This window comes from Pantoea sp. X-Soil-OKNW-713, assembly GCF_059730685.1.
This window is the reverse complement of record NZ_AP035995.1, coordinates 527,915-546,920: the sequence shown is the minus strand read 5'-3', so window position 1 is coordinate 546,920 and position 19,006 is coordinate 527,915. Positions and strand designations below refer to the sequence as shown.

Here is a 19,006-nt window from a genome sequence, read left to right as displayed (position 1 = left end):
TATCCGGCTTAAACTAACACCATGTTTCTTAAACTTTTGCGTTCTGTGGTGATGGGCCTGATCGTTGCGGGCATTTTGCTGGCAGCGATCCCTACACTCCGCATGGGCACCAGTGCCCTGATTGAACATGACAGCAGCAATGATGAAGCACCCTTCAGCTTTAACCAGGGTGTGCGTCGTGCTGTGCCTGCGGTGGTCAACGTCTATAACCGTAGCGCGCATGGCAACAACAATCGCGGTATCACCACGCTGGGTTCCGGCGTGATTATGAACGGAAAAGGCTACATTCTTACCAACAAACACGTCATCAATAACGCTGACCAGATTATCGTCGCGTTACAGGATGGCCGTTTCTTTGAAGCGACGCTGGTCGGTTCCGATGCCATGACCGACCTGGCGGTGCTGAAAATCAGTGCCACCAATCTGCCGGTGATCCCGATTAACGCTAAACGCGTGCCCCACATTGGCGACGTGGTGATGGCTATCGGCAACCCTTACAACCTCGGACAGACCGTGACGCAGGGCATCATTAGCGCCACCGGTCGCGTCGGCCTCAGTTCTTCCGGCCGCCAGAACTTCCTGCAAACCGATGCCTCGATCAACCAGGGCAACTCAGGTGGCGCACTGATCAACTCGCTGGGCGAACTGATGGGGATCAACACCCTGACGTTTGATAAAAGCAACGATGGCGAGACGCCGGAAGGGATTGGTTTTGCCATTCCGACGGCGCTGGCGACTAAAATCATGGATAAACTGATTCGTGATGGTCGGGTGATCCGTGGATATATCGGCATTACCGGACGTGAACTGCCACCGTTACATGGTCAGGGCAGCAGCCTGGATCGCGTGCAGGGCATTATTGTCAGCGAAGTGACGCCGGGTGGTCCTGCCGATCGGGCCGGGATTCAGGCTAACGATGTCCTGCTTAGCGTCAATGGTAAACCAGCGGTTTCCGCACAGGAAACTATGGACCAGGTAGCGGAGATTCGCCCCGGATCTGTGATTGATGTGCAGGTGCTGCGCAACGAGCAGAAGATGAGTCTGCCGGTGACTATCGAGGAATTCCCGCAAAGCGGTAATTGATGGTTGTAGCGGTGCGATTTATCGCGCGTTTATTTCGGCGTTGCGCACGACATTACGCGATAAATCCCGCCGCTACGGATCGTCTACTAGCAGCGGTCGACCGGGAAAGCGATCACTTCGCTCAACGAGTTGGCTTTCAGCGCCAGCATAATCAAACGGTCCACGCCCAACGCCACGCCTGAACAGGCCGGCATCCCGTGCTTCAACGCATCCAGCAGGTTGGTATCGATCGGATGCTGTGGCAGTCCACGCGCCGCGCGACGGCGGTTATCCTGCTCAAACCGCTGACGTTGTTCACGGCTGTCGGTTAACTCACGGAAACCGTTCGCCAACTCGACCCCTTTGTAATACACCTCAAAACGCTCCGCGACGCGGTGATCTTCGGTACTGATCTCTGCCAGTGCCGCCTGGCTGGCCGGGAAGTGATAAACGAAGGTTGGCTTATCGATGCCAATCTTAGGTTCAACACCCAGCATAAACAGCAGTTGCAATAAGGTGTCGCGATCGTCTTCATCACGCGCCAGCTCGCCATCGCCCAACTTCTCCGCCGCTTCGCGCAGTTGCGCTTTATCAGCAGATAACGGGTCCAGCTCCAGATGACGAATAAATGCCTGCTGGTACGAAAGGGACTCCGCGCTATCGCACTCCAGCACTTGTTGCAGCAGATCATCAACCTCATTCATCAGCCGGTACATATCGTAATGGGGACGATACCACTCCAGCATGGTGAATTCAGGGTTGTGGTGGCGTCCGGCTTCCTCATTGCGGAAGCTCCGACCCAGCTGATAAATCGGACCGCTGCCCGCTGCCAGCAGGCGTTTCATATGGTATTCCGGGCTGGTCATCAGCCAGAGATCGCGACCTTCGCTGGCACCTGGGCCAACAAAACGCGTCTGGAAAGGCACCAGATGGATGTCAGTGATAGTCGCCTGGCTCATCGCCGGGGTATCGACCTCCAGCACGCCGCGATCGGCAAAGAAACGTCTGATTTCCGCCATGATAGCGGCACGTTTCAACAAATTGGCAATGGGTGCGCTCGGCTGCCAGCTTGCCGTTTCGCTCATGTTGATGACTCCTTATACAGATAAGGGGTGGAAGTCTACCCGTATTGGCGATGACAGACAACGCCGCCACGCTTACAGCCCCAATATCACCATAGGGTCAGGCGGTTTAACAGCAGCAACGACAGGAGGAGGGAATGTTTGGGATAAAGTCGGGATATGAGAAAAGCCGGTACGAAACGTGTTCCGCACCGGTCACACATTACTGCGTGCTGCGTTGAATCGCCTTGCCACCTGCTTCTACATCTTCCCCTACACCACGGGTGGTGTTGCAGGCAGAAAGCAGAGAGGAAAGCACCAGTACCGAGAAAATCGCGACAATACTTTTCTTTAACATAACAATATCCTTTTTGGTTGCAGTAAAAGTACAGCTTTTAAAGCATAGTCCCTAAACGCAACGCTGCTGTGTCGGGCACAGAAAAAGGAGATGTGTAGGCGCTTACTTGGCCGCTCGTGAAATTGCGCCACCCAAATGGGAGACATCTTCACCGAAGCCGTGGAAGGTGTTGCAGGCACTCAATGCCGAGGAGACCAGCAACGCAAAGGCGACGAATTTTGCCAGCTTTTTCATTATTCTGAACTCACTTAGAAAAAAGGCGCATCGAAGGATGCGCCTGATTTGACGATTATTTTACGCGAGAAACGTATTCGCCAGAGCGGGTATCCACTTTTACCACTTCGCCAATCTGCACGAACAACGGCACTTTAACTACGGCGCCAGTTGCCAGCGTAGCCGGCTTACCACCCGTACCTGCGGTATCACCTTTCAGGCCTGGATCGGTTTCGATAACTTCAGCTTCGATGAAGTTCGGCGGCTGAACAGCAATGGCTTTGTTGTTCCACAGGGTAACGATACAATCGGCGTTATCCTGCAACCACTTCTGCACGTCGTCCAGCACCTTAGCTTCAACCTGATACTGCTCGAAGCTTTCCGGGTGCATGAAGTAGAAGAAGTCACCGTCGTTGTATGAGTATTGCAGGGTCATATCAACCACGTCTGCGCCTTCGGCAGAGTCAGTTGATTTGAAGGTTTTCTCAACGCGAGAACCGGTCAGCAGACGACGCATTTTTACGCGTGCAAACGCCTGGCCTTTACCCGGCTTAACGAATTCACTTGATTCGATGGCATACGGTTCGCCTTCGAACATGATTTTAAGACCGGAACGAAAATCGTTGCTAAGATAAGTCGCCATAAAGGCCCTCTGTAAATATTGAACTGGTAATAGCCAAAAAAATGGCACACATTGTAACCCTAAATCCCCCTTCCAGAGAAGATTGGTTGCAGCAACTTGCTGATGTTGTCACCGATCCCGCTGAATTACTGCAACTTTTAGCTCTCGAGCACCATGCCGAATTGGCTGAAGGCACTGAAGCAAGGCGACTTTTTGCCCTGCGCGTGCCGCGAGCGTTCATTCAGCGCATGAAAATCGGCGATGCGCAGGACCCGCTACTGTTGCAAGTGTTAACCAGCCGTCAGGAATTCAATGATGCGCCCGGTTACAGCACCGACCCGCTGGATGAACAAAGCAGCGTGGTGCCGGGTTTACTGCATAAGTATAGAAACCGTGCGCTGTTGTTGGTAAAAGGCGGCTGTGCCGTCAATTGCCGCTACTGCTTCCGTCGTCACTTCCCTTATCAGGACAATCAGGGCAATAAGCGTAACTGGCAGGCCGCCATTGACTACATTGCCGATCACCCCGAACTGGACGAGATCATTTTCTCCGGTGGTGATCCGCTGATGGCGAAAGATCATGAGCTGGCATGGTTGATTGCAGCGCTGGAGAGAATCCCGCATCTGAAACGTCTACGCATTCACAGTCGTCTGCCAGTGGTGATTCCGGCCCGCATCACCGAGGGATTGTGCCAGCTACTGGCGAATACCCGTTTGCAGGTGCTGCTGGTGAGCCATATCAACCATGCGCAGGAGATCGATGAGGAATTGCGCTACGGTATGCAAATGCTGAAGCGAGCAGGTGTCACGCTGCTGAACCAGAGCGTGCTGCTGCGCGGCGTTAACGATAATGCGGAACAGCTGGCCGATCTCAGCAACGCGCTCTTTGATGCTGGCATTCTGCCTTATTACCTGCACGTACTGGATAAGGTGCAAGGCGCAGCGCACTTCTTTGTCCCGGACGATGAAGCGCGTGCGCTGGTGCGCGAATTGCTGACGATGGTGTCGGGATATATGGTGCCGAAGCTGGCACGAGAAATCGGCGGAGAACCGAGTAAAACACCACTCGATTTGCAGTTACGACAGGAATAGATAACAACCAACCGTAGCGGCGCGATTTATCGCACAATCTCGTGCGCTTTGCCGGAAAAAACCTGCGCGATAAATCGCGCCGCTACGGGATACTATGCCGTTATGGGCACTTATAAACCTGGCCGGTCATTTTGCTGTCGAGCGGGGCAAACGCAGACAGCAGGTTCTGCGTCGGGCTGGTCGCGCCATAAATGGTGTTGCCGCCCATTTCTGCCGCACGGTTGCGCAGATCGTTGGCCGCGCCGCGCAGTGAACTGCCTTCACCGCCGGAACCACTCAACCAGTTACTCTGTGAACCGGTGACATTTCCCAGAAGCTGACATTCGCTGCCCGGTTGCTGATCGACGAAAGTTACGCGCTCGCCGCCAGCACTCAGTTGATTTGAGCTGCTGCAACCCGCCAGCAGTAAGCTACCGACTGCCAGTCCGAGCAAGAGGTTAATCCGCATTGTATTCCCCATTTATTATCATCAGTGTCGGGCGGCAGCGTAGCAGAAAAGCGCATATTTTTTCTGAACATTCATTGCCCTAACCCGCGAAGCCGAAGTATTGCGCCCTTACTTATACCCTTTCGCCAGCAAAAGAAAAACCCCTGACCGTTGCCGATCAGGGGTTCTCAGATGACTTAAGCAGTCAACGGCGATTACATCATGCCGCCCATACCGCCCATGCCACCCATGCCGCCAGCGCCAGCACCTAAGTCAGGTGCATCGCCTTTCGGCAGGTCAGTGACCATACATTCGGTGGTGATCATCAGGCCAGCCACAGAAGCCGCGTACTGCAAAGCAGAACGGGTTACTTTGGTCGGATCCAGGATACCGAAGTCGATCATGTTGCCGTATTCTTCAGTCTGCGCGTTGTAACCGTAGTTACCGTCGCCCGCTTTCACGTTGTTGGCAACCACAGACGGTTCTTCACCGGCGTTAGATACGATCTGACGCAGCGGTGCTTCCATTGCGCGCAGCGCAACTTTGATACCGACGTTCTGATCTTCGTTCTGGCCTTTCAGCTCAGTCAGTTTCGCAGCAACACGCACCAGCGCCACGCCACCACCAGCAACCACGCCTTCTTCTACCGCAGCACGGGTTGCGTGCAGGGCATCTTCAACGCGGGCTTTCTTCTCTTTCATTTCAACTTCAGTTGCTGCGCCAACTTTCAGTACGGCCACGCCGCCTGCCAGTTTCGCTACGCGCTCCTGCAGTTTTTCTTTGTCGTAGTCAGAGGTCGCTTCTTCGATCTGCTGACGAATCTGGGTCACGCGACCAGAGATAGCACCTTCGTCGCCCACACCGTCGATGATGGTGGTGGTGTCTTTGTTGATTACGACGCGTTTTGCCTGGCCCAGGTCTTCCAGAGCTGCTTTTTCCAGCTCCATACCGATCTCTTCAGAGATAACGGTACCGCCAGTCAGGATAGCGATATCCTGAAGCATCGCTTTACGACGGTCGCCGAAGCCCGGTGCTTTAACCGCAGCCACTTTCACGATACCGCGCATGGTGTTAACCACCAGCGTCGCCAGCGCTTCGCCTTCCACGTCTTCTGCGATGATCAGCAGCGGTTTGCCAGCTTTAGCAACGGCTTCCAGCACCGGCAGCATTTCGCGGATGTTAGAGATTTTCTTGTCAGCCAGCAGGATGAACGGGCTTTCCAGCTCAACAGCACCGGTTTCCGGCTTGTTGATGAAGTACGGAGAGAGGTAACCGCGGTCAAACTGCATACCTTCAACCACATCCAGCTCGTCTTGCAGACCGGTACCTTCTTCAACGGTGATAACGCCTTCTTTACCCACTTTTTCCATCGCCTGAGCGATCAGGGTACCGACGCTTTCATCGGAGTTGGCAGAAATAGTACCAACCTGAGCAATAGCTTTAGAGTCAGAGCACGGAACTGACAGCGCTTTCAGCTGTTCAACAGCGGCGACAACGGCTTTGTCGATACCGCGCTTCAGGTCCATCGGGTTCATGCCAGCCGCAACAGCTTTCAGACCTTCGTTAACGATAGCCTGTGCCAGTACGGTTGCGGTGGTGGTGCCGTCGCCTGCTGCGTCGTTCGCTTTAGAGGCCACTTCTTTCACCATCTGCGCACCCATGTTTTCGAACTTGTCTTCCAGCTCGATTTCACGCGCTACAGAAACACCATCTTTAGTGATGGTCGGTGCACCAAAAGATTTATCCAGAACCACGTTACGGCCTTTCGGGCCCAGGGTAACTTTTACTGCATCTGCCAGTACGTTCACGCCACGCAACATTTTTACGCGTGCGTCATTACCGAATTTTACGTCTTTAGCTGCCATTTCAAATATCCCTTAAATTCGTTTCGTTCAGTGAATTACGCGTAAAAATTACGCTTCGACAATCGCCAGAATGTCGTTTTCAGAGATGATCAGAACTTCTTCGTTGTCGATCTTCTCAGTTTTTGCGCCGTAACCTTCGTTGAAAATCACCACGTCGCCCACTTTAACGTCCAGTGGCAGGATGTTGCCGTTTTCCAGGATACGGCCTTTACCTACTGCAACCACTTCGCCGCGAGTAGATTTGCCTGCCGCAGAACCGGTCAGAACGATGCCGCCAGCTGATTTTGCTTCAACTTCTTTACGCTTGACGATCACGCGATCATGTAACGGACGAATTGACATGTGATAGCTCTCCTTTAGAAAGTCCAATCATTCAGTTTTAGGGGTTGAACGCCGGGCTTCATGGCTTCCGGCCTCGTGGTGGAAGAGATTAGGGCTAATAAGAAGGCTTTCAAGGGGGAAAACAGAAAAAATTTTCGTTTTTGTAACAGACGACGAAAAACCCAGCAAAAAGGCGGCTCACGCCGCCTTGAGAAAATCACTGGTCTTTGTCGTGACCGATACGATCGTTATTTTTGCGCTCGTATTCGCCATCAACGGTAAAGCCACTGTCCGGACCTGCTCCCGGCCCACGCCAGACGCGCAGATGCGGCATCAGCTTCAGCGTCAGGTGCTTTTGCACCGGTGGCAGCAGCAACAACAGCCCAAGAAAATCGGTAAAAAAGCCGGGAAGCAGCAGCAAAAAACCGGAGATGATCAGCGAAACGCTTTTGATCATCTCTGCCGCCGGGCTTTCATTACGCGCCATTTTCTCCTGCATCAGCATGAAGTTTCTTACGCCCTGATTTTTCACCAGCGAGACACCAATACATGAGGTGAAAATCACCAGCAGCATGGTGAGCAGAACGCCCAGCACATGCGCGACCTTGATGAAAAGCGTGATTTCAATCCAGGCCAGAACAAAAAAAATCACAAACGGTAACCAGCGCACCGATATCTCCTGTGAGTTGTGGCTGCCTCGCTTCAGGCCAGACAGCAGAATGGGATGGTCAAAGGGACCGTAATGAAAGAGATGGTCATTCCGGGGAGTGATTTCAACCGATCCTGCCAAATTTTTCCGGCTGACTTAAAATTGTGAGAAACATCACATATCGTTATTAGCGTAGCGCCAGCAAAAGCCCGTAAAGTGATCTGTGCACAGGCTTTTCTGTAATGACAGAATATGATCGTGCTCGCCAGACCGAAGATGGATAAAATGTCGGCGCTGGTATTCCACGACAATATAATTGCATCACCTGCATGTGACTCGCCGCCCTCCTCTGATCGCCTCAGAGTGCGTCCGGCAGCCACTCAGCAGCCATAATAAGAAGGTAATCATGGCGAACAACATTCGTATCGAAGAAGACCTGTTAGGCATGCGTGAAGTTCCGGCCGACGCCTACTATGGTGTTCACACTCTGCGTGCGATTGAGAACTTCTATATTAGTAATAGCAAAATCAGCGACATACCTGAATTCGTTCGCGGTATGGTGATGGTGAAGAAAGCAGCCGCCCTGGCAAACAAAGAGCTGCAAACAATTCCCCGCAATATTGCTAACACCATTATTCAGGCCTGTGATGAGGTACTGAACAACGGTAAGTGCATGGATCAATTCCCGGTTGACGTCTATCAGGGCGGCGCGGGTACCTCGGTCAACATGAACACCAACGAAGTGCTGGCTAACATCGGTCTGGAGCTGATGGGTCACCACAAAGGTGAATATCAATACCTCAACCCGAACGACCATGTGAACAAGTGTCAGTCCACCAATGACGCGTATCCCACCGGCTTCCGTATCGCCGTTTATACCTCGATTCTCAAACTGATCGACGCCATCAACCAACTGGGTGAAGGCTTCCAGCGCAAAGCGGTGGAATTCGAGAACATCCTGAAGATGGGCCGCACCCAGTTGCAGGATGCGGTACCAATGACACTTGGTCAGGAATTCCACGCCTTCAACGTGTTGTTGAACGAGGAGACGCGTAGCATTCTGCGCACCGCAGAACTGCTACTGGAAGTGAACCTCGGTGCGACCGCGATTGGTACGCGTCTCAACACGCCGGACGGCTACCAACATCTGGCGGTACAACGTCTGGCTGAAGTCAGCAACCTGCCAGTGGTCCCGGCGGAAGACCTGATTGAAGCCACTTCCGACTGCGGTGCCTACGTGATGGTGCATTCATCGCTGAAACGCCTGGCGGTGAAACTGTCGAAAATCTGTAACGACCTGCGCCTGCTCTCCTCAGGTCCACGCGCAGGTCTGAACGAGATCAACCTGCCGGAATTGCAGGCAGGTTCTTCCATCATGCCCGCCAAAGTTAACCCGGTGGTGCCGGAAGTGGTGAACCAGGTGTGCTTCAAGGTCATCGGCAACGACACTACGGTGACGATGGCCGCCGAAGCCGGGCAGTTGCAGCTTAACGTGATGGAGCCGGTAATCGGCCAGGCGCTGTTTGAATCCATCAGCATCCTGACTAACGCCTGCTACAACCTGCTGGAGAAATGCGTCAACGGCATCACCGCCAACAAAGCGGTGTGTGAAGCCTACGTGTTCAACTCGATCGGTATCGTCACCTATCTCAACCCGTACATTGGTCACCACAACGGTGACATCGTCGGTAAGATTTGTGCCGAAACCGGCAAGAGCGTACGTGAAGTGGTGTTGGAGCGTGGCCTGCTGACCGAAGCCGAGCTGGACGACATCTTCTCCATTCAGAACCTGATGTTCCCGGCCTACAAAGCCAAACGCTACACCGACGAAAACGAACAATAACCCGTTCTGGATCACGTTGTCGCAAGCACGCCCGTATAGAATGCGGGCGTGTTTTTTTTTGGCGACTACAACTAAGGAATGTCGCATTTCAGGGAGTGAAAAGATGGTCGTGGTTGAATTAATGATCGTGTTGCTGGCGATCTGGTTGGGTGCCCGTCTGGGCGGCATCGGCATTGGTTTTGCCGGTGGGCTGGGTGTGCTGGTCCTGACGCTATTTTGCGGCATGAAACCGGGCGCGATTCCTTTTGATGTGATTGAAATCATCATGGCGGTGATCGCCGCCATTGCGGCCATGCAAGTGGCGGGTGGTATGGATTATCTCGTCAGTCTCGCTGAACGCCTGCTGCGCCGCCATCCACGTTACGTCACCTTCCTCGCTCCCCTGGTCACTTATGTGATGACATTGCTGGCCGGTACTGGCCATACCGCTTTTTCCACTCTGCCGGTGATCGCCGAAGTCGCCAAAGAACAAGGTGTGCGGCCTTCACGCCCACTCTCCATCGCCGTCGTGGCGTCGCAAATTGCCATCACCGCCTCACCGATCTCCGCTGCGGTGGTGTTTTTCGCCTCGCTGCTGGAACCACGCGGAGTAAGTTATCTGGCCCTGCTCGGCGTAGCGCTGCCCTCAACCATGCTGGCGATCTTCTGTGCCGCCATCGTCACCAATTTCCTCGGTAAGGAATTGAAAGACGACGACGTTTATCAGGCCCGGTTGGCAAAGGGTGAAGTGACGTTACGTGGCGCCCAGGTGTTTAATCTCAAGCCGGGAGCCAAACGCTCGGTGGCGCTGTTCCTTGTCGGCATTGCGGCGGTGGTGCTGTATGCCACCGCGATCAGCGATAGCGTCGGTTTGATCGCCAACCCGGTACTGCCGCGCAACGAAGCCATCGTGGTGTTTATGCTCACTATCGCGACGCTTATCTGCCTGACCTGCAAAATCGATACCGGTGAAATTCTCAGCGCCAGTACCTTCAAGTCCGGCATGAGCGCCTGTATCTGCGTCATGGGTGTGGCCTGGTTAGGGGATACCTTTGTGAAAGCGCATCTTGGCGCGATCCAGACGCTGGCCGGGGATATGCTGCAAAGCTACCCGTGGTTGCTGGCGCTGGTGCTGTTCTTTGCTGCCACCCTGCTCTATTCACAAGCCGCAACCACCAAAGCGCTAATGCCCGCGGCGCTATTGCTGGGCGTATCACCCCATGCGGCAATTGCCTCATTCGCTGCGGTTTCCGCCCTGTTTGTACTGCCTACCTACCCGACGTTGTTGGCGGCGGTAGAGATGGACGACACTGGCTCAACACGCATCGGTAAGTATGTGTTTAATCATTCGTTTATGGTACCCGGCGTGCTGGCGATTGTGCTGTCGGTGCTGTTTGGTTTCCTGCTGGGTGGCCTGATCCTGTAGCCTGGTTACAACCTGTAAACCCTGCGTTTATCTGGTCGTGTTATCATCACCCCTTTCGTCAGCGGAGCCTTCTGATGCACACCCATTCAGCAGTTATTGTGTTGTGCACTGCCCCGGACCAGACTTGTGCCGAGCAACTGGCCGCCAGTGCGCTGGCCGCGAAGCTGGCCGCCTGCGTTACGCTACTGCCCGGTGCCACATCGTTTTATGTCTGGGAAGGAAAACTGGAGCAGTCCAGTGAAGTCCAGATGTTACTGAAAAGCGATACACAACATCAGCAGGCGCTAATGGATCTGCTTAAAGCGGCGCATCCTTATGATGTGCCGGAACTACTGGCGTTGCCGGTACAACATGGAGACAGTGAATACTTGTCATGGCTGCACGCATCTCTCGCCTGATCGGCCTCTGCCTGGCGCTGTTTATCAGCCTGTCGGCTCAGGCATCAATCTTTTCGCCCAATAACAACAGCCGCTTCGTACCGGTTGACCAGGCTTTCGGCTTCGATTTTAGCCAGCAAGGCAATCAATTAACGTTGAGCTGGAAAGTGAAATCCGGCTATTACCTTTATCGCCAGAAAATCCAGGTTACGCCGCAAAAAGCGCAAATAGCGCCGCTGGCATTGCCGCCAGGACAAGCGCACGAGGATGAGTTCTACGGTAAAAGTGAAATCTATCCGCAGGATTTACAACTGCCGGTCATCATCCATCAGGCCGATCAAGGGGCCACTCTGACGGTAACCTATCAGGGATGTGCCGCCGCGGGCTTTTGTTATCCACCCGAAACCCGCTCCGTCCCACTTAACGCCGTCGCCACTAATAACGCCGCGCCCGCGGTAAGCGCTCAACCGGACAACCGCAGCACCCCGCTGCCGTTCTCGCCGTTGTGGGCGTTGCTGATTGGCATTGGTGTTGCCTTTACCCCCTGTGTACTGCCGATGTATCCGTTGATCTCCAGCATTATCCTTGGCGGCCCGCGACGCTTTTCCCTCGGTCGTCTGTTCGCGCTGGCGATGGTCTACGTACAGGGTATGGCGCTGACCTACACCTTGCTTGGCGTGGTGGTTGCGGCTGCGGGGCTACGCTTTCAGGCGGCGTTGCAGCATCCCTATGTATTGATTGGCCTCTCGGTGCTGTTCATCGCTCTGGCGCTGTCGATGTTTGGCCTGTTCACCCTGCAACTGCCCGCCAGTCTGCAAACACGTCTGACGCTGTGGAGTAACCGCCATCAGGGAGGATCGTTGCCAGGCGTATTTGCGATGGGTGCGCTGGCGGGTTTGATCTGTTCCCCCTGCACCACCGCGCCGCTCAGCGCGATCCTGTTGTATATCGCCCAGAGCGGCAATCTGCTGGCCGGTGCGGGTACCCTGTGGCTGTACGCTTTTGGTATGGGTTTACCACTGATTGCCGTGACGCTGTTCGGCAACAAACTGCTGCCGAAAAGCGGCCCGTGGATGCATAGCGTCAAAGAGGGTTTTGGTTTTGTGATCCTCGCACTGCCGGTTTTCCTGTTGGAACGCGTAATAGGCGATCTTTGGGGCATGCGCCTCTGGAGCCTGCTCGGCGTGGCGTTCTTTGCCTGGGCGTTTCGCCTTAGCCTGGGGCTACAGGGCAAAGGACGTGTGGTACAGGTGGTGATGTTGGTGGCTGCGGTGGTGGCGGCGCGTCCATTGCAGGACTGGGCGTTTGGTGTCGATAACCCGGTGCAAACCGTCGCCCATCTGCCCTTCCAGCCGATTGCCAGCAGCCAGCAGCTCGATACGGCGCTACAACAGGCACAGGGGCGCATGACTATGGTCGACCTGTACGCCGACTGGTGCGTCGCCTGCAAAGAGTTTGAGAAGTACACCTTCAGCGACGCACAGGTGCGCAGCGCCCTGAGCCAGGTGCAACTGTTGCAGGCGAACGTCACCGCCAACAACGCTCAGGATAACGCCCTGTTGCAGCATTTACAGGTACTGGGCCTGCCGACCATTCTGTTCTTCGACGCGCAAGGTAAAGAGATTCCTGACTCGCGCGTGACCGGTTTCCTTAACGCCGACGAATTCCGCGCGCATTTGCACAATCTGCCGCGTTAAACGACACTGGAGCAAGACACACCCCGTCCGATTACCGGACGGGCCGCATACCAGAGGAGAGTCACTTGCAACGTGAACAGATACTCGAGCATGCGTTGAATGTGCTTGAACAACGCGGCCTCGCCGCCACCACGTCCCTGCAACAACTGGCCGGAGACAGCGAACTGGCACCCCAACAGCTGGAACGCTTCTGGCCGGACCGCGATGCCCTGCTGTATGACGCCCTGCGCTATCACGGCCAGCAGATTGATAGCTGGCGACGCCAGATTCAACTCAACGAACGTCTGAGCGGCGCAGAGAAGCTGCTGGCGCGCTATGAGGTACTGGCGGAACATGTCAGCAAAGGTCGCTTCCCCGGTTGCCTGTTTATCGCCGCCTGTAGCTTCTATCCGCAGCCGGATCAACCCGTCCATCAACTGGCAGAACAGCAAAAACGCGCCTCCTGGCAATTTACCCACGATATTCTGGTTAATCTTGAGCTGGATAACCCGACAATGGTGGCAGATCAGATGGAATTGATTCTGGAGGGTTGCCTGAGCAAGCTGCTGGTGAAGCGCAACGTGCAGGATGTTGCGATGGCGCGTGGTCTGGCCGAAGATGTGCTTAGCATCGCGCTGTGCCGTAAAAATGGGGCACTCGCGTAGCCATTTTGGCGGTTCTGCATGAAAAGCAGGCAATCAATCACGTTTCCCGCGGTTTTTTCGCGAAAGCCGTTGACGACCGTGAGCCATTAGGGTTTAATGCGCCCCGTTGCCCGAATAGCTCAGTCGGTAGAGCAGGGGATTGAAAATCCCCGTGTCCCTGGTTCGATTCCGGGTTCGGGCACCAAAATTCAGAGAACCCAGCCAATGGCTGGGTTTTTGCTTTTTGGCTTCCGGTCGTTTTTACATTAACTAACGCTTTGTAAATGAAATGCCCTTCCTTTCAGTACCCATATTCTGAAAATTTTTATAGCATTATTATCGCTTCCGTAATATTCGTGACTCAACATCTCGCTGGGAATAATCCCAATATCCGCGCATTGAAATAACTACGGAGTCACCCATTTTCTGGTAATCTGGTATTTCACATCAGGAAAATTATACGGTTCGGAAAAGTATCAAAGTTCACCTGCCGATCGCTTTTCTACAGAAACCGCCTGAGAGAAATATTATTCTACCTTTCAGCCACCTTTATAGATTTTGATAATTTTACAGGGGACAAATATGGACAAAATGACAAATTCCAAAACCCGTCGCAAACACATCCGCTTCTCTCATACGCTGCTCGACCAGATTGAAGAAAGCATGAACAGTGAAAACAGCCAGAATTTCTCGGCCTGGGTCGTGGATGCCTGTCGTCTTAAGGTGCGGGAGATTCAAAAGAATTTTAAAAGATAAAATTATTCTTTAAATATCTCGGGTATTTCACCCACCATGCAACTGACAAAAGAAACAATAAGACATAACGTATTGGCGAGAGATAAAAGAACTTTTCTGCGATATTCGCATGGATAAAAAAAGGTCTGTTATGGAAAATAACTTTCTCATAACAGACCTTCTATTTTATTAACCTTCCAGCACCAGCCGACTGTCTGCCAGAATTAATGGCTGAATTTGGTGTGTCACCAATAACGTCGTTTTTCCTTTCACCAATTCTTTTAGCGCATTCAGTACCATGTCGGTATTGGTGGCATCTAATCCTTCTGTCGGTTCATCTAATAAGATGACGGGAGCATGCGACAGAAAGGCTCTGGCGATGGCGATCCTGCGTGCCTGACCACCGGAAAGCCGGGTACCGAGTTCCCCGACCAACGTATCCAACCCCGCAGGAAAAGCACGAACTTCCTCTGCCAGTGACGCCTGAGTGAGAGCCTGCCATAAGGCTGCATCATCCGCATCAGGGGATACCAGCCGCAGGTTGTCCCGGATGGAGGCATTAAACAGATACGTTTTTTGTCCAACCACCGAGATAATCTGTCGCAGTACCTCATCCGATAAGCTTTTTACCGCATGACCACCAATCAACACCTCGCCTTTATCACAATCCCAAAAACCCTGTATCAGGTTAAGAATCGTGGTTTTACCTGCCCCACTGGGCCCCAGCAACGCCAGGCACTGACCTTGCGCAACCCGAAAGCTGAGTGAGTCCAGCACAACGGGTTGTTCTGGTGCATAACGCATGGTGACCGCGGAAAAGGTCAGATCGAAGGTTGCAGGCATTTCACTGCGCGTGGGCAAGACCACGGCCGGGGTAAGTTCCGCCATGGAAAAAATCCGCCGCGCCGCTTCGCGAGTGACGCCCAGCGCGGCAAATGCCGTGGGCAATGCCGCCACCGCTTCCGTGCTGGCAAGTACCGCAAATAACAACATGACGATGTCATTGCCGGCGATACCGCCGGCATGTCCCGCACCGACCAGCAGGATAAAGGCACCAAACATACCCAACTGGCCTGCCAGGGCCGACAATGCGCTACCTGACGCCCCGGTCCACGCCTGCTGACGTTGCGCGGCAATCAACTTTTGTGACAGCAGGGACAAATGTCCGGCCTGTCGGGCAACAGCCCCCGCCACTTGTAACTCGCCAAGGCCGCGAATCAGATCGGTCGATGCAGCCTGAATCGCCGCGCGTAATCCCGCGACCGCATGACCACTTGCCCGAGTGCGGGACGCTACCGCCAGCGGCACAATCACCCCCGCGAGCAACAGCATCACGCCATCAATAACGGCGACACCCGGAGAGAACCAAAAAAGCACGCCCAGGATGGCGACCGATGAGATCAGCCCGGCAATCGCCGGAGCCAGAATTCTCAGGTAAAAATTGTCGAGGCTATCAATATCGGCCCTCAGACGCGCCAGCACATCACCGTCACGGAAACCCTGTAAACGGGCGGGAGCCAACGGCTCAAGACGTTGATAAAACCAGACACGCAGCACTGACAGCAGCCGTAACGTTGCATCGTGCGTCACCAGGCGCTCAAGGTAGCGAGCGAAGGTACGCAACACCGCCAGGCCACGAATAGCGGCAGCCGGTGTGAAGAACTCCAGCGTCAGTGCCCCGACACCGGCCAGCGCCATCGACGCGATAAACCAACCCGACAGCGCCAGCAGCGTGACGTTAGACAGGATGACGACGACAGACAGACCGATACCGAGCGCCATCCGCCACCGCCAGGGACGCGCCAGCCTTAAGAGATGACGTAAGTCGTTCATGCGGTTGCTCCTTTCTGAAGCCGTTCAAGCTCGGCAAACACACCGCCACTTTGCAGCAGATCCTGGGGCTTGCCTGACTCGATCACCCTGCCCTGCGCCAGCACCAAAACCTTGTCGGCCATCGCCGCCACGTCGGTATCGTGAGTAATCACTAACCGAGCTGAATCGGGCAGCGCCTCGGCCAACGCGACCATCATCTGCCGCGCCGTGTGGCTGTCCAGCGCCGCCGTCGGCTCATCAAGGATGAGCACTGGTGGTGCGGTCAGCACAGCTCGCGCCATCGCCACGCGCTGGATTTGACCACCAGAAAGGCCCTGGCCGCCATCGCCAACCTGGGTGGCGTAGCTGGTGGGTAACGCGTCGATAAAGGGCGCAGCCTGAGCCAGTCGCGCAGCCGCATACAGTTCGTGGTTCCCGGCTTCGGGATGTGCGAGGCAAATATTATCGGCTATCGAACCGGCAAACAGCGTAGGCCGCTGTGGCAGCCAGCCGATTTGCTTTTGCCAGGTGGGTAAATCCAACCCGGAGAGATCCTGTCCATCAATCAGAATCCGCCCGTTTGCCGGGGTAATAAAGCGCAACAGCAGCCTGGCAAGGGTGGTTTTGCCTGCACCACTCGAGCCAACAATAGCCAGCGTTTCACCCCGGCGCAGCGTAAAGGAGATGTCCTCAATGCCGCCGCCTTCCTGATGCTGATAACTCACCCCTTCAACACGAATCTCCTGCGGCGCACCAACCGGTGTCACCGTGTTGGGTGCCGTTGCAGGCGGCTCGGTATTCAGGATAGCTAACAGCCCTTCGGTCGCGCCCAGCGCATCCATACGGGCGTGATAATGTGCCCCCAGATCGCGCAGAGGACGAAAGAACTCAGGGGCAAGCAGCAGCGCGAACAAACCTGGCAGGAAGGCCAGTTCACCGTAATACAGACGGAAGCCGACATAGACCGCCACCATCGCGGTACTGATGGTGGCGAAAAATTCCAGCACCAGCGAGGACAGAAACGCCACGCGCAGCACCTTCATCGTCGTCTGACGGTAGTTTTCGGAAATCACCGCGATGATCTGCGCCTGTCTGCGGGCCGCATTGGATTGGCGCAGGGTTGTCAGGCCAGAAATCACATCGAAGAAATGCGCACTCATCAGGCTGAGCTTATGCCACTGCCGGAGGTTCATTTTTTCGGCACCCTTGCCGACCAGGATCATAAATAACGGAACCAGGGGGGCCGTTATCAACATAATCAGCCCGGAAACCCAATCGGCGGGGAACAGCGCCACCAGGATCGCCAGAGGCACGATACCGATGATGATTTTTTGCGGAAGAAAGGCGGAGAAATAGGTTTCGATCGCTTCGACACCTTCACCCAGCGAACTGGCGATGCTGCCGGTGCGCTGTTGCTGGCTCCATGTCGGACCCAGTGCCGCGATACGTTCCAGTAACGTTCCCCGCAACGTCTGTCGAATGCGCGCAGCGCTCTCGAAAGCGAAGCCCTGGCGCAGCATGTCCAGACCTGCACGCAGGATCATCACGACAGGCAATAGCCAAAGTTCGGGGAACAGTTCGGTCAATCCTTTGCCGCCGATGACAACCCGGTCGATCAACCATGCCAGCAGCCAGCACTGGACAATCATCATGATGGCATTCAGCGTTGCCATGGTGACGGACAGGGAGAAAAGCGCGCCTGCCTGGCGACGCTGGCTGGAGAGCCAACGTTCCGCCAGGCGAGCGGCTGCCCCACTAAGGGGAGGACGAGCCGACATGATGCGTTTAGTGTCCGTAACCAACCAGTTTGGAGATGCGTCCCCGGAAGACCCAAATCTGGTACCAGTTATACATAATCATGACTGGTACAAACCCACCCATTGTCAGGGTGAAGGTGATCAGGGAAACCTGCGGGCTGGCACCGGCCCAGATGGTCCAGGTATTCGGAACGATCCACGGGAACATGGTAATCAACATACCAAAGCCCAGAATCAGCGCCGCACCGTTGAACCACATAATCGCCGCAAAATCTTTGTCTTTCAGGGTGTCACGACGCACCTGCTCAATGCAGAACAGCGCGATAAGACCAAACAGGCCCCAAATCCAGAAGTGCGGGCCAAACCACTTCGCACGCGCCCAGTCAAAAATCGCCGCACTCCACACCCAGGTGATCACCACCGCAGCAATCGCTAACCAGAAAATGGTCGCAGTCCAGCGGGCAGCATCCTGACGGATAGGCTCTGACTTCTCAAAACGCGCACGCACAAACAGCACACCGGAGAAGGTCATGGCAACGCAGGAGGAAATGCCGGTCCAGATGGAGAAAGGCGAAATAAAGTTAAACGCCCCGCCCGCATAATGCGGCACGCCCTGCGCCGGGGTATCCAGCGCAAATCCCTGCAATACGGCACCGACACACATGCCGCCAAAGAAGGTCACGGTCAGACTGGCGACACCAAACACCCCGTCTGAGAAGCGCTGCCAGAACGGCGACGCCAGGTGACGGAACTCCAGCGCCACAGCACGGGACATAATGCCCCATAACACCAGCGCCATCGGCACCATCAGGTAGCTAAAAGCCGAACCGTAAACGAACGGGAAAGTACCAAACATGATCCCCCCGGCCACAATCAGCCAGGTTTCGTTGGCATCCCAGGTGCCGGCCATCGCCGCCATAATTGCGCCGCGTTCGTCATGATCTCTTACGAAGAGCGAGAAAATCCCCGCCCCAAGGTCTGCGCCATCCAGCGCAATGTATAACAACACGCTGACGCCAAAAGCCAGCCACCAGGCAATCGTCAGAAATTGCTGGGTATGAGTAAGCATATCCATGGGTTTATTCTCC

At 54.7% G+C, this 19,006-nt stretch carries 19 protein-coding genes and 1 tRNA gene; 9 read left to right on the top strand and 11 right to left on the bottom strand.

Going from position 1 to position 19,006, the window contains the following annotated elements; genetic code table 11:
• Positions 1-21 precede the first annotated feature (21 nt).
• On the top strand, positions 22-1,083 hold the full coding sequence (gene degS, locus AC6I8R_RS02425) for an outer membrane-stress sensor serine endopeptidase DegS (RefSeq protein ID WP_021184227.1): 1,062 nt from the start codon (positions 22-24) through the stop codon (positions 1,081-1,083).
• Between the two features lie 86 nt (positions 1,084-1,169).
• On the opposite strand, the gene epmA is transcribed toward degS, so the two are convergent.
• The 4 genes from epmA to efp form a co-directional block, all read right to left on the bottom strand.
• Positions 1,170-2,147: an elongation factor P--(R)-beta-lysine ligase gene (gene epmA / locus AC6I8R_RS02420; RefSeq protein WP_021184226.1), complete on the bottom strand. Its 978-nt coding sequence runs from the start codon at positions 2,145-2,147 to the stop codon at positions 1,170-1,172.
• 199 nt (positions 2,148-2,346) lie between these two features.
• Positions 2,347-2,481 carry an entericidin A/B family lipoprotein gene (locus tag AC6I8R_RS02415; RefSeq protein WP_021184225.1) on the bottom strand — a complete coding sequence of 45 codons (135 nt, stop codon included), beginning with the start codon at positions 2,479-2,481 and terminating at the stop codon, positions 2,347-2,349.
• A 102-nt stretch (positions 2,482-2,583) separates the two neighbouring features.
• Positions 2,584-2,715, bottom strand: a complete 132-nt coding sequence (locus AC6I8R_RS02410) for an entericidin A/B family lipoprotein (protein WP_013507637.1) — start codon at positions 2,713-2,715, stop codon at positions 2,584-2,586.
• Positions 2,716-2,770: 55 nt separating this feature from the next.
• On the bottom strand, positions 2,771-3,337 hold the full coding sequence (gene efp, locus AC6I8R_RS02405) for an elongation factor P (RefSeq protein ID WP_021184224.1): 567 nt from the start codon (positions 3,335-3,337) through the stop codon (positions 2,771-2,773).
• 41 nt (positions 3,338-3,378) lie between these two features.
• Here efp and epmB point away from each other — a divergent pair, with 41 nt between their 5' ends.
• A complete protein-coding gene (gene epmB, locus AC6I8R_RS02400) occupies positions 3,379-4,407 on the top strand; it encodes an EF-P beta-lysylation protein EpmB (protein ID WP_021184223.1) in 1,029 nt (342 codons plus the stop codon).
• Positions 4,408-4,507: 100 nt separating this feature from the next.
• On the opposite strand, the gene AC6I8R_RS02395 is transcribed toward epmB, so the two are convergent.
• The 4 genes from AC6I8R_RS02395 to AC6I8R_RS02380 form a co-directional block, all read right to left on the bottom strand.
• Positions 4,508-4,855: a DUF4156 domain-containing protein gene (locus AC6I8R_RS02395; RefSeq protein ID WP_021184222.1), complete on the bottom strand. Its 348-nt coding sequence runs from the start codon at positions 4,853-4,855 to the stop codon at positions 4,508-4,510.
• A gap of 194 nt (positions 4,856-5,049) precedes the next feature.
• The gene (groL, locus tag AC6I8R_RS02390) at positions 5,050-6,699 is read right to left on the bottom strand and encodes a chaperonin GroEL (protein WP_021184221.1); all 1,650 of its coding nucleotides are present in this window, start codon (positions 6,697-6,699) and stop codon (positions 5,050-5,052) included.
• Between the two features lie 48 nt (positions 6,700-6,747).
• Positions 6,748-7,041, bottom strand: coding sequence for a co-chaperone GroES (locus tag AC6I8R_RS02385; protein ID WP_021184220.1), 294 nt, complete (start codon positions 7,039-7,041; stop codon positions 6,748-6,750).
• Between the two features lie 196 nt (positions 7,042-7,237).
• Positions 7,238-7,690 (bottom strand): FxsA family protein, encoded by a 453-nt coding sequence (locus tag AC6I8R_RS02380; protein ID WP_021184219.1) that lies wholly within the window; start codon positions 7,688-7,690, stop codon positions 7,238-7,240.
• A 385-nt stretch (positions 7,691-8,075) separates the two neighbouring features.
• Here AC6I8R_RS02380 and aspA point away from each other — a divergent pair, with 385 nt between their 5' ends.
• The 7 genes from aspA (at position 8,076) to AC6I8R_RS02345 (ending at position 14,370) form a co-directional block, all read left to right on the top strand.
• Positions 8,076-9,512 (top strand): aspartate ammonia-lyase, encoded by a 1,437-nt coding sequence (aspA, locus tag AC6I8R_RS02375; RefSeq protein ID WP_021184217.1) that lies wholly within the window; start codon positions 8,076-8,078, stop codon positions 9,510-9,512.
• 103 nt (positions 9,513-9,615) lie between these two features.
• Positions 9,616-10,917, top strand: a complete 1,302-nt coding sequence (locus AC6I8R_RS02370; protein ID WP_497831865.1) for an anaerobic C4-dicarboxylate transporter — start codon at positions 9,616-9,618, stop codon at positions 10,915-10,917.
• A gap of 74 nt (positions 10,918-10,991) precedes the next feature.
• Positions 10,992-11,315: a divalent cation tolerance protein CutA gene (gene cutA, locus AC6I8R_RS02365; RefSeq protein WP_021184215.1), complete on the top strand. Its 324-nt coding sequence runs from the start codon at positions 10,992-10,994 to the stop codon at positions 11,313-11,315.
• Entirely contained in the window at positions 11,291-12,991 is a 1,701-nt protein-coding gene (locus tag AC6I8R_RS02360; protein WP_415173134.1) for a protein-disulfide reductase DsbD, read from the top strand. The genes cutA and AC6I8R_RS02360 overlap by 25 nt, the downstream gene beginning before the upstream one ends.
• A gap of 65 nt (positions 12,992-13,056) precedes the next feature.
• Positions 13,057-13,635 (top strand): division control transcriptional repressor DicD, encoded by a 579-nt coding sequence (gene dicD, locus AC6I8R_RS02355; RefSeq protein ID WP_415173133.1) that lies wholly within the window; start codon positions 13,057-13,059, stop codon positions 13,633-13,635.
• A 108-nt stretch (positions 13,636-13,743) separates the two neighbouring features.
• A tRNA-Phe gene (locus tag AC6I8R_RS02350) sits at positions 13,744-13,819 on the top strand.
• A 377-nt stretch (positions 13,820-14,196) separates the two neighbouring features.
• On the top strand, positions 14,197-14,370 hold the full coding sequence (locus AC6I8R_RS02345) for a YlcI/YnfO family protein (RefSeq protein WP_021184212.1): 174 nt from the start codon (positions 14,197-14,199) through the stop codon (positions 14,368-14,370).
• 168 nt (positions 14,371-14,538) lie between these two features.
• Here the strand turns inward: AC6I8R_RS02345 and cydC are convergent, their stop codons facing one another.
• Genes cydC through AC6I8R_RS02330 form a run of 3 tightly spaced genes read right to left on the bottom strand, consistent with a single transcriptional unit; the run spans position 14,539 to position 18,993 of the window.
• Positions 14,539-16,182 (bottom strand): thiol reductant ABC exporter subunit CydC, encoded by a 1,644-nt coding sequence (gene cydC / locus AC6I8R_RS02340; RefSeq protein ID WP_415173132.1) that lies wholly within the window; start codon positions 16,180-16,182, stop codon positions 14,539-14,541.
• Positions 16,179-17,939: a thiol reductant ABC exporter subunit CydD gene (gene cydD, locus AC6I8R_RS02335; RefSeq protein WP_415173131.1), complete on the bottom strand. Its 1,761-nt coding sequence runs from the start codon at positions 17,937-17,939 to the stop codon at positions 16,179-16,181. The genes cydC and cydD overlap by 4 nt, the downstream gene beginning before the upstream one ends.
• Positions 17,940-17,946: 7 nt before the next feature.
• Entirely contained in the window at positions 17,947-18,993 is a 1,047-nt protein-coding gene (locus AC6I8R_RS02330) for a cytochrome d ubiquinol oxidase subunit II (RefSeq protein ID WP_021184209.1), read from the bottom strand.
• Positions 18,994-19,006 lie beyond the last annotated feature (13 nt).